Raw genomic sequence first — 15,277 nt, forward strand, 5'->3', positions numbered from 1 at the left:
GAAGACCGCCCGTCAGGGGCAGTTGTAGCGACAGGATGTCTATCTGCGCTCGGTGGTGTGCTGTCATTGATCCTAATCAACGACGATTTTCTAGGGAGGGAAGTGGTCCCGGAACTTATGCCACCGGGACGATCATAGAGGCGCGAAGACCACCATCGGAACGGTTGACCAGAGCAAAACTGCCGCCCATGCGCGTCACCGCCATGTGCACGATGGCAAGCCCAAGGCCGCTGCCATTATCCTGCCGGTGCTTGCCACGGAAGAAGCGTTCCGTCACATGCGGCATTTCATTGTCGGGAATGCCGGGGCCGCTGTCTTCGACGGTAAGGGTGAGGCGGTCGTCCGCGACGGTAAAGCCGCAGCGCACGAAGCCATCCACCGGGGAATGCAGCACGGCGTTTTCGATCAGGTTGCGCGCAGCAAGCGTGAAGAGATGTGGGAACGGCATCTGCACAAGCGGCATCCCCTCCAGCAATTCGATGGTGACGCCGCGCTGCGCGCCGAGCATGCGCATATCGGTGGCGATGGTGTGCAGAAGCTTGCAGGCCGGTTCCGGCACTGGTGTCTCGGCTTCGTCGCTGGTTTCAAGCGCTGCAAGATCGAGCAACTGACCGACCAGCCTGCTGGTGCGGTCCACGCCCGCCGCAATCTGGCGCACCGCATTGGCGCGCACGGCTTTGTCCTTCGCGCTTTCGGCGATTTGCGCCTGCGTCTTCAGTCCGGCGAGCGGCGTCTTCAGCTCATGGGCGGCGAAGATCGCGAAGTTGCGCTCGCGCTCGCGCGCTTCCTCGACGCGGTGGAACAACCCGTTCAGCGCCGTCACGACAGGGGCAATTTCTTTGGGCAGGTTGTCTTCCGGCAGCGGGCGCAAATCCTGCGCCTGCCGTTTCGACAGCACGGCGGCAAGGTTGCTCAGCGGATTGAGTCCGCGCCGCACGCAAAGCCAGATCATGCCCGCAAGCAGCGGCAACACCAGAAGCGCTGGCACGGCCAGCCCCGTCACCACCGTGCGCACCAGCCTTTCACGGACATAGAGACTGTCGCCAACCATGACGCGCAGACCGAGCTGCGTGTTTTCAACCGCAAAGACCCGCCAGCGCTCGCCGTCGACAACGGTGTTGGAAAAGCCGTTTGCCACATTGGTCAGCCGTGTGATGGGCGCACTTTCCGAGCGCCCGACCAGCTTGCCGTCCAGCGCCCAGATCTGGCAGAAAAGCTGCCGGTCATAGTCGGAAAATTCCGGCATGGGTTTTAGCGAAAGCTGGCCGCCATCGCCGTTCGGGCCGACTTCGACACGGTGATCGCTCAATAGTGAATTGACCATGCGCGCGGCTTCCATCAGACGCGCATCCAGAACCTTTTCCAGTTGCGCCTGCGTGGTGATGTGAATCCACACCACCGCAACCAGCCAGACGATACAGGTCACGCCGATCAGAATGCCGGTCAGACGGCCACGGATCGAATTCATGCGCAGGCTCCCGCCAGACGATAGCCGACCCCGCGCACCGTCTCGATGAAATCGGAGCCAAGCTTGGATCGCAGGTGGTGGACATGGACCTCCACCGCATTGCTCTCCACTTCCTCCTGCCAGCCATAAAGCGCTTCTTCCAGCGACGATTTCGAAAGCGTCGCATTGGGGCGCTCCATCAGGGCACGCAGGATCGAGAATTCGCGCCGCGTCAGCCGCAGCGGTTCGCCGTTAAAACGCGCCGACATTTCCGCCGGATCAAGCTCGACGCCGCGCCATTCCAGCACGGCATTGGCGCGACCGGCACCGCGCCGCGCAACAGCGCGCACCCGGGCGGCCAGTTCATGCAGATCGAACGGCTTGCCGACATAATCGTCGGCACCGGCGTCCAGCCCGGCAATGCGTTCCGGCACCTGATCGCGGGCGGTCAGAAGCAGCACCGGCGTATCGTCGCGTCCGCGCCGCATGGTTTTGAGAATGTCGAGGCCGGACCCGTCCGGCAGCATCAGATCGAGCACCACGGCATTGTAATTCTGCGCGGCGAGGGCTGCTTCCGCATCGCCACAGGTCGAGACCGCATCCACGGTGAAACCGGCAATGCCAAGACCGACGGACAGCCCGTCGAGCAGGATTGCATCATCTTCAACCACCAGAATGCGCATTGGTCTTCCTGTTTTCGCCTTGTTTGTCGTTTTAAACCGCCCGGGCTTGTCGGCAACCCAGCTTAAGGCTGCCTTAAGGTGGCGGCGTCATTCGCCTTTTACAGCATAATCAATTTTCTACGAATCAGTTCGGAAAACCGGAATGCGTCTTTCTGCGAGCCTTGCGTGTTTGGCTCTCCTGATCTTCACGGCGTGCTCGTCCGCCTTTGCCGCAGGCCCCTTGCCGGTGAACGAAGCCTTTCGTCTCGGCGTGACGAAAGATGCCGACGGACGCCTCGTGCTTGGCTGGACCATTGCCGAAGGCTATTATCTCTATCGCGATCATATTGCCGCGAAGGACGACAAGGGCAATGCGCTCGATGTCGATACACAGCCCGGCATTGCCAAGGATGATCCGAATTTCGGCAGGCTTGAAGTCTATTATCGCTATGCCAGCGCCAGCGTGAACGCGCAAACCGCGCCGGTGGAAATCACCTATCAGGGCTGTCAGGAAGACGGCATCTGCTACCGGCCTGAAACGCGGACGGTCGATCCGGTGACGCTGGCGGTTTCCAGCCAGATGGGAAATCTGGCGAAATCATTCGGGCAGAGTTCGGCCTTCACGCAAGCCGCGGTCCCGCCGACCCCTGGCGCACAAAGCAAGGCCTTTGCGCTCGCGCCGGAAAAGGGCATGGTCGAAAACCTGCTGGCCGAGGGCGGCACGGGCTTTGTCATCGCGGCGTTTCTGGCGTTCGGGGTGCTGCTGGCCTTCACGCCTTGTGTCTTCCCGATCTATCCCATCGTTGCCGGAACACTGGCACGCGAAGGTGAAAAGCTGACGGCAAAACGCGGCTTTCTCCTCTCCTCCATCTATGTGGTCAGTCTGGCTTTGGGCTTTGCGCTGGTGGGGGCGATCGCTGGCTGGTCGGGGCAGAACCTGCAAATGGTCCTGCAATCGAAATGGACAGCGCTTGCTCTGGCGGGGCTGTTCACGCTTTTGGCCCTGTCGATGTTCGGCCTGTTCCAGATCCAGCTTCCCAGCCAGTGGGTGAGCGCGGTTTCCGCGCAGACTGGCCAGCGCACAGGCTCCAAGCGCTCCGCCGTCATACTCGGCTTTTCGTCGGTGCTGATCGTCGGTCCTTGCGTGACCGCACCACTGGCGGGCGCGCTTCTCTATATTGCACAGACGGCCAATATCGCGCTGGGTGCGGGGGCCCTTTTTGCGCTCGGCATCGGCAAGGGCCTGCCGTTGATCGCTTTCGCGACCCTTGGCGCGGGCACCTTGCCGCGCGCAGGCGCATGGATGGAAACCGTGAAGCAGATTTTCGGCTTCGGTTTTCTGGCAACCGCCATCTTCATGGCCGCGCCGCTTCTGCCGTCAGGCGTGGACATGGCGCTTTGGGCGATGCTGCTGTTCGGCGTGGCAAGTTTTGCCTTTCTCAAAGTGCCGGGGCACAGCGTGGTGGCTCGCACGATTGGCGCGGCGGCCTTCGTCTACGCAACCATTCTGATGCTTGGGCTGGCGTCCGGCGGCAGAGATCCGTTGCAACCGCTGGCCGCATTCGCTAACCGTGGCGACAACCAGAATAGGACCGAGCTGCGATTCGCGCCGGTCGATACGGTTTCTTCCCTTCAGGAGAAGCTTGCGACAGTGGAAGGCTCGCGCCCGACACTGGTCTATTTCACGGCGGATTGGTGCGTGAGTTGCTCCACCGTGGAAAAACGTGTGTTGCCGGATGCCGATGTGAAGAAAAGCCTGAACGGCTATCAGCTCATCAAGGCTGATATTTCCGATCTCACCGGTGGCAATGCCGACCTGATGGCAAAGCTGAAAGTGGCTGGCCCGCCGACGATGATTTTCTTCGACAAGGCAAGCCGCGAGCGGGATCGGACGAGACTGGTGGGCGATGTCACGTCTGCCACCATTGCCCGGTCGGTTGGTCTCACAGCCGATGGCCGGATGTAATTGCAGAAACAAGGATTGAAGATGATGCCGGGGGCTTGGACTATTATGAAACGCGGGGACGATAGATATCGTATTGCAGCGCGACTGTTGCGCATTGCCACTGTCGCTGCGCTGCCACTGGCGGCAGCCGCCTGCACGACCACTTCCGCCGAGCAGCCGGTCGCGGTTGTTATGCCCGCGCCGATGGTTCAGCCGGTGGTGGTTGAGCCGCAACCGGTGCAAGTCGCAGCCGTTGTGGAACCGGAAGTACAGACGGCGCGCAGCGAATATGAAGTGATGTATGGTGCCGTCACCGACGGAAAGAACTTCATTCCCGCGCTCGACGTGAACAAGATTGCCGAGCGCAACCTGCGCAAGCAGGTCGATTACGCGACCGACCATCCGGTCGGCACCATCATTGTCGATCCCTATGCGCGCTATCTTTATCTCGTGCAGCCGGGCGGTAAGGCCATGCGCTATTCGGTCGGTGTTGGCCGCGCCGGACTGACCTTCAAGGGCGAAGCCAAGGTCGCCTATAAGTCGCAATGGCCGCGGTGGACCCCGACCGCCAATATGATCAAGCGCAATCCCGATCATTACGCGAAATATGCCAATGGTCTGGAAGGCGGCATTCGCAATCCGCTTGGCGCCCGCGCGCTCTATCTCTATCGCGACGGCAAGGACACGCTCTACCGCATCCATGGCACCAACGAACCGTGGTCGGTCGGCAAGGCGGCGTCCTCGGGCTGTATCCGCCTTTTCAATCAGGACATTCTCGATCTCTACAAGCGCGCCCCGACGGGCGCCCGCGTTGTGGTGCTCGACAAGTCGCAATCCGGTACGGGAGTGAGTTCATGATAAATCGTCGTCAGATGCTGGCTGTTTCAGCCGGAACCGTTGCGACGCTCGGCCTTTCGGGCGTGCAAGGTTTGGCACAGGCCGTTCCGACCGTGGCCGAGGTTCTCTACGACACCGAAATCCCGGTTCTCGGCAACCCGAATGGCAATGTCACCATCGTCGAATATTTCGACTATCAGTGCCCTTATTGCAAAAAGGGCCATGGCGAACTGATGCGCGTCGTCAAGGATGACGGCAATGTGCGATTGGTGCTGAAGGACTGGATCATCTTTGGCGAAACGTCAGCCTATGCGGCGCGGCTTGTTCTGGCGGCGGAAAAATCCGGTAATTACGCCAAGGCGATGGAAGCCATGATGGCCACGCCGGGCCGTCTGACCAAGGAACAGGTCGATGCAGCCTTGAAGAAGGCTGGTCTGGACGCGGCCAAGCTTCAGGCGGCCTATAAGGCGGATTCCAAGCGCATCAACAACATACTCGAGCGCAACATGAATCAGGGCGAAGCGTTTAATTTCAGCGGCACCCCGTCTTTCGTCATCGGCACCAAGCTCTATGGCGGGGTCATGAAGCAGCAGGAACTGATCGCAGCTATCGCGGATGCGCGTAAAGCGTGATGCGAATTTGAAAGCAAGCAGCGGAGTGTGAGCGCCCTTGTAAGCTTCTATGTCTGGTTCATATAAAGAAGGAACACGGACATGAACCTTATGACACTCGCAAAGCACGATCCCGATGAAAGCCGTTGGCAGAAGGTGCTCGGACGCGACAAGGCGTCGGACGGCGCCTTCGTTTATGCCGTGCGCACCACTGGCGTTTATTGTCGCCCGTCCTGCCCGTCGCGGCGAGGAAAGCGCGAAAACGTGCAGTTTTTCGACCGCTGTGAGGATGCGGAGCGGGCAGGCTTTCGCCCCTGCCTGCGCTGCAAGCCGCATCTGACCGAAACGCTCGCGACGCAGAATAATGCGCGCCATGCCGAAATTGTAGCCGCTGCCTGCCGCTATATAGAGGCGGCGGAAGAAGTGCCGTCCCTGGAGGAAATCGCAGATGCGGTGAAGACCAGCCCCGCGCATTTCCACCGCATTTTCAAAGCCTTCACCGGGCTGACGCCAAAAGCTTATGCCGATGCGCATCGCGCCCGCAAAATGCGTGTGGCGCTCGACGCGCCGGAAATCCGCGTCACCGATGCAATCTATGATGCGGGTTACAATTCCAGCAGCCGCTTCTACGAAGCCTCCGACCGGATTCTCGGAATGACGCCAAAGGCTTACCGGCAGGGCGGCAAGGATGCCGACATTCGTTTCGCCATTGGCCAATCGGCGCTTGGCGCAGTGCTTGTGGCGGCGAGCGACAAGGGCGTCTGCGCCATTTCAATGGGCGACGACTCGGAAGCACTGATACGCGATCTGGAAAAGCGCTTTCCGAGAGCCAATCTCATCGGGGCCGACCGCGACTTCGAGGACATGATCGCGCAGGTGGTCGGCTTTGTCGAAGCGCCGGGCATTGGTCTCGATCTGCCGCTCGATCTGCGCGGCACGGCATTCCAGCAGCGTGTCTGGCAGGCCTTGCGGGAAATTCCGGCAGGAAAAACAGCAAGCTATACGGATATTGCCGAACGGATCGGCGCGCCGAAAGCCGTTCGCGCTGTTGCGCAGGCCTGCGCCGCCAACAAGATCGCCGTCGCGGTGCCCTGCCATCGTGTCGTGCGCAATGATGGCGGACTGTCCGGCTATCGCTGGGGTGTCGAGCGCAAGCGCGACCTCCTGAAGCGGGAGCGTGAAGCATGAGTGGCGATCACGAAACGGCGGCGGCAAAAGTCGCCGCTTATGACTGGGAGAAGATCGGCGCCGAACTCGACACATTCGGTACGGCTATTCTCCCGAAACTCCTCTCAGATAGCGAATGCCACAATTTTGCCACGAAATGGCATGATTCCGCCGTATTTCGCACCACCATTTCCATGGCGCGGCACGGTTTTGGGCGCGGCGAATACAAATATTACGCCTATCCGCTGCCTGCCTTAATTGCGGGCCTGCGCGAAAATCTCTATCCGCAACTCGCGCCCATCGCCAATGCGTGGAGCCGGAGAATGGGCAGCGACATCCGTTATCCGCCGACCCATGACGCCTTTCTGGAAGGCTGCCACGCAGCCGGTCAGTTACGCCCGACGCCGCTTCTCCTGCAATATGGCGAGGGGGATTATAATTGTTTGCATCAGGACCTTTATGGCGACATCGCGTTTCCGTTACAGGTGGCTATCCTCCTGTCAAAGCCGGGCGAGGATTTTTCGGGCGGCGAATTCGTGCTCACCGAGCAACGTCCGCGCATGCAGAGCAGGGCGGAAGTGGTGCCGCTTCAACAGGGCGATGCGGTGATCTTCGCCGTCAATGACCGCCCGGTACAGGGCACGCGCGGCGACTACCGGGTCAAGATGCGCCACGGCGTCAGCCATATCCGCTCCGGCATGCGACATACGCTGGGCATAATCTTTCACGATGCGCGATAGGCCGACATAAGGGGTTGAACCGAAACGCGTATTAGCCTTTGATCGCGCAAAGGATTGAAGGAGTCGACCATGAGCGTGACCATTTACGGTATCAAAAACTGCGACACCATGAAGAAGGCGCGCACATGGCTGGAGGACCATGGCATCGACTATGGTTTTCACGATTACAAGAAGGAAGGGCTGGATGCGGCAACGCTCGACCGTTTCCTCAAAACCGTCGCATGGGAACAGCTTCTGAACCGCGCTGGCACGACCTTCCGCAAATTGCCCGAAGATGTACGCCAGAGTGTCGATGCCGCCCAGGCGCAGGCGCTGATGCTGGAACAGCCCTCCATGGTCAAGCGCCCGGTGCTCGACAGGGACGGCGTGCTGACGGTTGGTTTCAAGCCGGATCAGTATGAGGCGTTCTTCAAGGCTTGAGCTGCCGGGCTTCTGCCATAAATATCTGCGGATAGGCCTGCCCAAGCGGAGAAAACCCCATGCATCAGCGCGTGAACAAGGTTGTCCAGCAATGGTCGGTGAGCTGGCGCGATGCGCTGATTGCTTCCATTGGTGGGGCTGTGGCGTGGCTGATCTGCCAATGGCTTCTCGGTCAGCCAAGGCCGGTCTTTGCCATGGTCACGGCGGTGATCTGCCTTGCGCCCAACCTGCCGAACCACGGCAAGCAGGCCATCGGCGTCATGGTCGGCGTGACGACAGGGGTAGCCGCGGGAGAATTGTCGCTGCTGCTGCCGGAAACCGTTCTCGTCGTGCATATGGCGGTGGTGACCTTCATCGCCATGGTGCTGGCAACCTCGTTCGGCATGGCGCCGGCAATTGCCATCCAATCCGGTGTTTCGGCCATTCTGGTGCTCGCCATGGGGCCGCAGGTGGCGGGTGTGACGCGCTTGATCGACGTTCTGGTGGGGGCCGGTGTAGGGCTTCTGTTCAGCCAGATCTTGCTGACACCGGACCCGGTGCGGCTGATCGACCGGGCGGCGCGGGGCCTGCTGGACCGGCTGGCCAACGGGCTGAAACAGGCGGCTATCGCGCTCGACAAGGAGGACGCGGCACGCGCCCAAAACGCAATCAACCAGTTCACCTCCGCGCATCGCGCGGTAATCGCATTGGGTGACGGCATTGCGCTAGCGCGCAGCAATGCGCGCTGGTCGTTGCGCGGGCGGTTGGCGGCGCGCGAAGTGACCGAAATGGCCGGGCGTTATGACCGTCGCGGCATTCGTCTTTATGCTTCAGCGCTCTTGTTCGGCGAAGCACTGGGTAATGCGCTGCGCAAGAAGGAAGCGCCTCCGCCGCCATGGGTCAGCGAGGCGTTGCAGATCATCATCGCCAATTGTTCGCTGGATGAAGGCGTGGCGCCGCAGCGCATTCCGCCCGTGCCGAAGGAAATTCCCTTCGGCTGGCGCGATTGCGTGCACCGGCTGGAATCGGTGCAGGATACGCTGCTGCACTTCCTCCATGCCGGGGTTCCGGACAGCGTGCCGGTGGTGAGGGGATAGAGGAGGGCAGTAGGGGAATAGGGGAATAGGGGAATAGGGGAATAGGGGAATAGGGTAGGCACTCGGTGCCCCGAAGAAAAACGCTTGCGCTGAATAAGCGCCCGCGATCCTCTTCCCTTACTCCCTTACTCCCTTACTCCCTTACTCCCTTACTCCCCTTGATCGCTGCCATCAGAAAAATTCAATTGTGCGGCTGCATTTGAGGCGTATTTTCCCGCGCATGACTCAGTTCTCTCCCAAGTCGAACTTCCTTAAGTCTGCCTTCTTCCGTTCGGATTTTTCAATGTCATCCTCACTAAAATCCGCTCAACATCAGACGGCGATCCGTTATGCGCTGGGCGGTTTTCTCGCCATGGCCTCCGCAATGGGGATCGGGCGTTTCATCTATACGCCGATCCTGCCGGGCATGATGGCCGATCTTGGCTTCAATGCCGCCGATGCGGGCTTCATCGCTTCCGCCAACTATATCGGCTATCTGCTCGGCGCTGTTGCCGCAGGCTATGGCTGGTCGGCAGGCATAGAGCGCGCCAGCGTGATCACCGGCCTGATCATCAGCGCCGCACTTTGCGCCGCCATGGCACTCTTCGACGGCGTCTGGATGTTTGCCGCGATCCGCTTTGCCGCCGGTTTCGCCAGCGCCGTGACCATGATCCTCTGCACGGCCATCGTGCTCAGCCATGTGACCGCCGCCGAGCGCAGCGGGCTTGGCGCGTTGCATTTCGGCGGCGTGGGCAGCGGTATCGCCATATCGGCGGTGCTGGTGGCGGCCATCCGTTTTTCCGGCCTCGGTTGGCGTGCGGACTGGATCGGCGCGGCTTTGCTTACGCTGGTCATGCTGGCGGCAGTGGTCTTTCTGGTGCGCGAGGGACCGCGCGGCAACGGCGGCAACGCGCGTGAACCGGCTTTGCCGAAAAGCTTTGCCTTCAACGCGCTGGCGCTCGCCTATGGCATTTTCGGCTTCGGCTATGTCATCACCGCCACCTTTCTGATCGCCATCGTGCGCGCCAATGATGGCGGGCCCCTGATGGAAGCAGCCGTGTGGATCGTCACCGGCCTCACCGCCGCGCCGTCGATCTGGCTGTGGTCTCCGGCGGCGAAGAAGTTCGGCCTGTTCAATGCCTTCGCGCTGACGGCGCTACTGGAAGCCATCGGTGTCGCCGCAAGCGTCGTCATCGCCCCGCCTGTCGGTCCGCTGGTCGGCGGTGCGCTTCTCGGCATGACCTTCATGGCGCTGACCGCGTTCGGTCTCCAGATCGCGCGGGTTCTGGCTCCCGCCTCGCCGAAGCGGGCGTTGGCGCGCATGACCGTATCGTTCAGCATCGGGCAGATTGTCGGGCCACTGGTCGCCGGTTACATGGCGCAGCGTTCCGGCTCCTTCACCTCGGCCAGCCTTGCCGCCGCCTTCTCGCTGGTGGCAGTCGCCGTCATTGGCGTGCTGGCCGGTCAAAAGGCCAAGTAGAACTGCAAAATTGGGAATCTAAAAAAGGTTTCTGTCAAAATCTTACAAACATTTAACTGGCAAAGGCGCTGCGAGAAGCATTCTATGGGGGCGATAACCCCATAGAATCGGGACCGCTTTCGTGTTCGTATCTTTTTTCCCCCGCCCAAAACTGTTTTTTCCATCTGTCGTTCTTTGGAGCCTGCTGGCCGTGTTCGGCTGGTATATGGGGAGCGAAAATCTCGGGCGTCTTTTCGGCCTGCCGCCCGCCGCGCCGGACGCCGCGCCGATCATCGGCGCAAGCCTTTTCTGGTCTGCGCCGTTTCTCTGGTTCTACATTTATTTCGCCGTGGCGACCTTTGCGTTTTACGCTTTCTGGGCGCTGTTTTCACCGCATCCATGGCAGCGCTGGTCGATCCTCGGTTCGGCACTGATCCTGTTCACGACCTATTTTTCGGTGCAGGTGAGTGTTGCGGTGAACGCCTGGTACGGACCATTCTACGACATGGTGCAGAAGGCGCTGTCGACGCCGGGTTCGGTGACAGCCGCCGATTTTTACTGGGGGATGGTCGAATTCGCTGGCATCGCCTTCATCGCGGTCACGGTGAGCGTGCTCAGCCTGTTCTTCGTCAGCCATTATATCTTCCGATGGCGCACGGCGATGAACAATTACTATATGAGCCACTGGCCGCGGTTGCGTCATATCGAAGGCGCCGCGCAGCGCGTGCAGGAAGACACGATGCGGTTCTCCTCCACGCTGGAACAGCTGGGCGTCAGCCTTGTGAAATCCGTGATGACGCTGATCGCCTTTCTGCCGGTCCTGTTCACCTTTTCGGAAAAGGTCAATGAACTGCCGATCATCGGCGCTATTCCGCATGCGCTTGTCTGGGCGGCCATTTTGTGGGCCGCCTTCGGCACCGGTTTTCTGGCGCTGGTCGGCATCAAGTTGCCGGGGCTGGAGTTCAACAATCAGCGCGTGGAAGCAGCCTATCGTAAGGAGCTGGTCTATGGTGAGGATCACGAAGACCGCGCCGCGCCGGTGACGATGCAGGAACTGTTCCGCAATGTCCGGCATAATTATTTCCGGCTTTATTTCCACTACGTCTATTTCAACGTCGCCCGCATCTTCTACATTCAAGCGGATAATATTTTCCCGACCCTGATCCTCATTCCGTCCATTGTGGCAGGCAAGCTGACCCTGGGCCTGATGAACCAGATCTTGAACGTCTTCGATCAGGTGCGCGGCTCGTTCCAGTATCTGGTCAATTCCTGGACGACAATCATCGAGCTTCTGTCGATCTACAAGCGCCTTCGCGCCTTCGAGGCGACCATCCATGGCGAGCAGCTGCCGACGCTGGATCGCGAAAATCTCGAGGCGCCGCAGGGCGTTTAGGGAAGGGCACCAACACCCTCATGCTAAAGAGCGCCAACACCCTCATGCTGAGGAGGCGCGTCAGCGCCGTCTCGAAGCACGAGGGTTTGGAAAAACGCCGGTTACGACCGGTTCTGAATGGTCGAGCCGGTGTTCTTGTCGAGGCTGTTCAGATAATCGCCATAGGTGGTGCATTTGACGTCGGCCTTGGTGCAGACTTCCGAAACAAGGCGCTCCATGGCGCGCCAGTATGCGCCGTCATTCATCAGCACGAAATGGAAGCCAAGCTGCAAGGGAATGCGCTCGCCGTCATATTGCTTGTCGAAGGCGGCGCGAAACGCCTTATAGGCGCGCTCTTCGAACGCTGCCGACTGGTCAGGTATTTCCTTAGCCTTGGAATGGCGGACATAGAGATTGTAATCCATGCCGACGATCGGTCGCTTTGACGGGCCTTCCGGGATCAGCGGCAGACCGAAAGATGCGAATTGACCGGTGATCTGCGGCAGTTCCGGCCCGCGTGTGACGGATGATGCCTGATAGCGGAAGCCATTGGCCTTGAGTGCGTCCTGCACCGGCTTTGAAGCGGCGAGATAGGGCGCGCGAAAGCCGTTGATGCCGTTGAGAGCGAGGTTGCGCCAGCCTTCCGGCTCGCCGTCTATGCCATTATTTTTGTAGGCGTCGGCGACGATGCGGCGAAACGCGCCGATCTCCTTGTTCCAGTCGGCGGTGGACCAGCTCGTGCCGTCGAAATGGCCGCAGCCGTGGCTGGCGATCTCGTTGCCCTCCAGATGCGCCTGCCAGATATTGCCAAGCCGGGTGGCGATTTCATCGCGGGTTTGGGCAAAGCCGACATTGGATACGCCCGCCTTTTTGTGCGGCGGCTGATAGCTGGCGCGGTCCTTGCGGGTCATCAGAAAGACGCAGGACAGGAAATAAGTGAAACGAGCGTTGTTTTTCTTCGCAAGCTCGCGCGAGCGCGTCCAAAGCGCATTGTCATGCGCGCCGTCGAAGGAAATCAGCACATATTGCGTTTTGCTGGCCGTTGTTTCCGGTGATGTGGCCCCGGCAGGCGCACAAAAAGCCGCCGAGAGGGAAAGAGCGAGGAGAGTTTTGGGGAAGAAAACGCGCATTGCCATCAAATACCGGGAAAATCCAAGGCCGGGAAGGGGCCAGTGACCCGGCTATCCCTTGAATATGGCGAAGGTCGGACCGAAATTCACTTTTACGCAGGGCTCGCTATGCTTATTTCGCGGACGGGTCTTACATATGGCGACAATTCCGACTAAAAGCGCCAGAACAGCTATTTCGTAAATCAGATTCAAGAACAATGGCAGGTCCATGGCAGACGACAGTTTCATTCGCGAGGTAAACGAGGAACTCCGTTCGGAACGGGCGAAGCAGGTCTGGAAGAATTTCGGCCCGATCGTGATCGGTGCTGCCGTTGCAATCGTTCTGGGCACTGCCGGCTGGGTCGGCTACCAGCACTGGACCGACAGCAAGGCCTCTGCTTCCGGCGACAAGTTCCTTGCGGCGCTTGACCTTGCATCGGCAGGCAAGAACGATGAAGCACTTGCTGCGCTCGACGATCTGGAAAAGACCGGCTATGGGTCTTATCCGGTTTTGGCGCGCCTGCGTGCGGCCTCCGTCCTTGCCAGCAAGGGCGATGCGGCTGGCGCCGTGAAGGCGTTTGACGATATCGCTGCCGACAATGCCGTGCCGGGTACGCTGCGCGATGTGGCGCGTTTGCGGGCGGGTTATCTGCTGGTCGATAGCGGTTCTTATGACGATGTCGCCAAGCGGGTTGAAACCCTGTCTGCCGATGGCAATTCGATGCGCTCCAGCGCGCGCGAAGCCCTTGGCCTCGCAGCCTGGAAGGCCGAACGTTTCGACGATGCGGTCAAATTGTTCAAGCAGATCGCCGATGACGGTATGGCGCAGGCCAATATCCGCCAGCGCGCCAATACGATGCTGGACCTGATGCGCAGCGCAGGCGTTGCGGCACAAAGTTAAACAAAGGCTACCTTCGGGGCTGGTCTTGAACCGGCCCTGTTTCTTTCTGGAGTAATTTTCGTTCATGGGTTTCACTCTCGCAATCGTCGGGCGTCCCAATGTCGGCAAGTCCACGCTGTTCAATCGTCTCGTCGGCCGCAAGCTGGCGCTGGTGGACGACCTGCCGGGCGTCACGCGCGACAGGCGCATCCATGACGCCAAGCTCTACGACCTCAAGTTTCAGGTGATCGACACGGCTGGTCTCGAAGAGGCCGCCAATGACTCGCTGGAAGCGCGTATGCGCGCCCAGACGGAAGCCGCCATCAGCGAAGCCGATGCGGTGCTGTTCGTGGTCGATGCCAAGAACGGCCTGACGCCTGCCGACAACACCTTTGCTGAACTGGTGCGCCGGTCCGGCAAGCCCGTGGTGCTGGTGGCCAACAAGGCCGAAGCGCGCGGCGCGCAGTCGGGCCTTTATGACGCCTTCCAGCTTGGTCTCGGCGAACCGTGCCCGATCTCCGCTGAACATGGTCAGGGCATGCCCGACCTGCGCGACGCCATTGTCGAACTTCTGGGCGAAGAACGCGTCTTCGCCGACGAAAAAGAAGCGGAAGCCGCTGACGAAGTCTTCACGCCAAAGGCGGTCGGCGAGCTGATCGGCGACGACATTGAAGATCCGGATGAGGAAGTCATCCCGGCCTATGACGCGACCAAGCCGCTGCGCATTGCCATTGTGGGACGCCCGAATGCGGGCAAGTCCACGATGATCAACACCATGCTCGGTGAAGACCGCCTGCTGACTGGCCCGGAAGCGGGTATCACCCGTGACTCGATCTCGGTCGATTGGGAATGGCACGGTCGCAAGATCAAGCTGTTCGACACTGCCGGTCTGCGTCGCAAGTCGCGCGTGCAGGAAAAGCTGGAAAAGCTTTCGGTTGCCGATGGCCTGCGCGCCATCCGCTTTGCCGAGGTGGTGATCATCGTGCTTGATGCGACGATCCCCTTTGAAAAGCAGGATTTGCAGATCGCCGATCTCATCATCCGTGAAGGTCGTGCGCCGGTCATCGCCTTCAACAAGTGGGACCTGATCGAAGACCGTCAGATGGTTCTGGCCGATCTTTACGAAAAGACCGCCCGTCTTCTGCCGCAGGTGCGCGGGCTGCGCGCCGTGCCGATTTCCGGCGAACGCGGCCAGGGTCTCGACAAGCTCATGGAAAATGTCGTGAAGACCCATGAGATATGGAATCGCCGTATTTCCACCGGCCGCCTCAATCGCTGGCTGGAAAGCGTGATTGCCCATCAGCCGCCGCCGGCTGTTTCCGGTCGCCGCCTGAAAGTGAAATATATGACGCAGGTGAAGACCCGCCCGCCGGGCTTCGTCGTCTCCTGCTCGCGTCCCGACGCGATGCCGCAATCTTATGTGCGTTATCTGGTCAATGGCCTGCGCGAAATCTTCGATATGCCGGGCGTGCCGATCCGCCTTGCGCTGCGCACCTCGGACAATCCGTTCGCGGGCCGCGCCAAGAAGAAGCGATAAGCATCATGTAAAAAAGCCCGGAGTGATCCGGGCTTT

Annotated in this window: 14 protein-coding genes; 11 read left to right on the plus strand and 3 right to left on the minus strand. The window is 60.2% G+C overall.

The features are described from left to right. Positions 1 to 115: 115 nt before the first annotated feature. Both D8666_RS08880 and D8666_RS08885 read right to left on the minus strand, forming a co-directional pair. Positions 116 to 1,468, minus strand: coding sequence for an ATP-binding protein (locus D8666_RS08880; RefSeq protein WP_121537314.1), 1,353 nt, complete (start codon positions 1,466 to 1,468; stop codon positions 116 to 118). Further along, complete coding sequence (locus D8666_RS08885; protein WP_121537316.1) at positions 1,465 to 2,130, minus strand: response regulator; 666 nt, start codon at positions 2,128 to 2,130, stop codon at positions 1,465 to 1,467. The genes D8666_RS08880 and D8666_RS08885 overlap by 4 nt, the downstream gene beginning before the upstream one ends. A 142-nt stretch (positions 2,131 to 2,272) precedes the next feature. Between D8666_RS08885 and dsbD the strand changes: the two genes are divergently transcribed. The 9 genes from dsbD to sbmA all read left to right on the plus strand — a co-directional run bounded on the left by dsbD (position 2,273) and on the right by sbmA (position 11,736). Then, positions 2,273 to 4,075 (plus strand): protein-disulfide reductase DsbD, encoded by a 1,803-nt coding sequence (gene dsbD / locus D8666_RS08890; RefSeq protein WP_121537318.1) that lies wholly within the window; start codon positions 2,273 to 2,275, stop codon positions 4,073 to 4,075. A gap of 45 nt (positions 4,076 to 4,120) precedes the next feature. Continuing rightward, entirely contained in the window at positions 4,121 to 4,912 is a 792-nt protein-coding gene (locus D8666_RS08895) for a L,D-transpeptidase (RefSeq protein ID WP_121537320.1), read from the plus strand. Next, positions 4,909 to 5,523 carry a DsbA family protein gene (locus D8666_RS08900; RefSeq protein WP_109368406.1) on the plus strand — a complete coding sequence of 205 codons (615 nt, stop codon included), beginning with the start codon at positions 4,909 to 4,911 and terminating at the stop codon, positions 5,521 to 5,523. The genes D8666_RS08895 and D8666_RS08900 overlap by 4 nt, the downstream gene beginning before the upstream one ends. Positions 5,524 to 5,604: 81 nt before the next feature. After that, entirely contained in the window at positions 5,605 to 6,690 is a 1,086-nt protein-coding gene (gene ada / locus D8666_RS08905; protein ID WP_121537322.1) for a bifunctional DNA-binding transcriptional regulator/O6-methylguanine-DNA methyltransferase Ada, read from the plus strand. Then, positions 6,687 to 7,409: a 2OG-Fe(II) oxygenase gene (locus D8666_RS08910; RefSeq protein WP_121537323.1), complete on the plus strand. Its 723-nt coding sequence runs from the start codon at positions 6,687 to 6,689 to the stop codon at positions 7,407 to 7,409. The genes ada and D8666_RS08910 overlap by 4 nt, the downstream gene beginning before the upstream one ends. A gap of 69 nt (positions 7,410 to 7,478) precedes the next feature. Beyond that, the gene (locus tag D8666_RS08915; RefSeq protein WP_121537324.1) at positions 7,479 to 7,829 is read left to right on the plus strand and encodes an ArsC family reductase; all 351 of its coding nucleotides are present in this window, start codon (positions 7,479 to 7,481) and stop codon (positions 7,827 to 7,829) included. A 59-nt stretch (positions 7,830 to 7,888) separates the two neighbouring features. Continuing rightward, the gene (locus D8666_RS08920) at positions 7,889 to 8,905 is read left to right on the plus strand and encodes an FUSC family protein (protein WP_121537325.1); all 1,017 of its coding nucleotides are present in this window, start codon (positions 7,889 to 7,891) and stop codon (positions 8,903 to 8,905) included. A 283-nt stretch (positions 8,906 to 9,188) separates the two neighbouring features. Beyond that, positions 9,189 to 10,364: a YbfB/YjiJ family MFS transporter gene (locus tag D8666_RS08925; RefSeq protein WP_109368411.1), complete on the plus strand. Its 1,176-nt coding sequence runs from the start codon at positions 9,189 to 9,191 to the stop codon at positions 10,362 to 10,364. A 121-nt stretch (positions 10,365 to 10,485) separates the two neighbouring features. Continuing rightward, positions 10,486 to 11,736 (plus strand): peptide antibiotic transporter SbmA, encoded by a 1,251-nt coding sequence (gene sbmA / locus D8666_RS08930; protein ID WP_121537326.1) that lies wholly within the window; start codon positions 10,486 to 10,488, stop codon positions 11,734 to 11,736. Positions 11,737 to 11,837: 101 nt separating this feature from the next. Here sbmA and D8666_RS08935 read toward each other — a convergent pair whose 3' ends face one another. After that, complete coding sequence (locus tag D8666_RS08935) at positions 11,838 to 12,845, minus strand: polysaccharide deacetylase family protein (RefSeq protein ID WP_121537464.1); 1,008 nt, start codon at positions 12,843 to 12,845, stop codon at positions 11,838 to 11,840. A 208-nt stretch (positions 12,846 to 13,053) separates the two neighbouring features. Here D8666_RS08935 and D8666_RS08940 point away from each other — a divergent pair, with 208 nt between their 5' ends. Then, positions 13,054 to 13,725 (plus strand): tetratricopeptide repeat protein, encoded by a 672-nt coding sequence (locus tag D8666_RS08940; protein WP_109368413.1) that lies wholly within the window; start codon positions 13,054 to 13,056, stop codon positions 13,723 to 13,725. A gap of 64 nt (positions 13,726 to 13,789) precedes the next feature. Then, positions 13,790 to 15,241 carry a ribosome biogenesis GTPase Der gene (gene der / locus D8666_RS08945; protein ID WP_121537327.1) on the plus strand — a complete coding sequence of 484 codons (1,452 nt, stop codon included), beginning with the start codon at positions 13,790 to 13,792 and terminating at the stop codon, positions 15,239 to 15,241. The last annotated feature ends 36 nt before the right edge of the window (positions 15,242 to 15,277 follow it).

The organism is Ochrobactrum soli (assembly GCF_003664555.1).
GTDB classification, from domain to species: Bacteria; Pseudomonadota; Alphaproteobacteria; order Rhizobiales; family Rhizobiaceae; genus Brucella; species Brucella teleogrylli.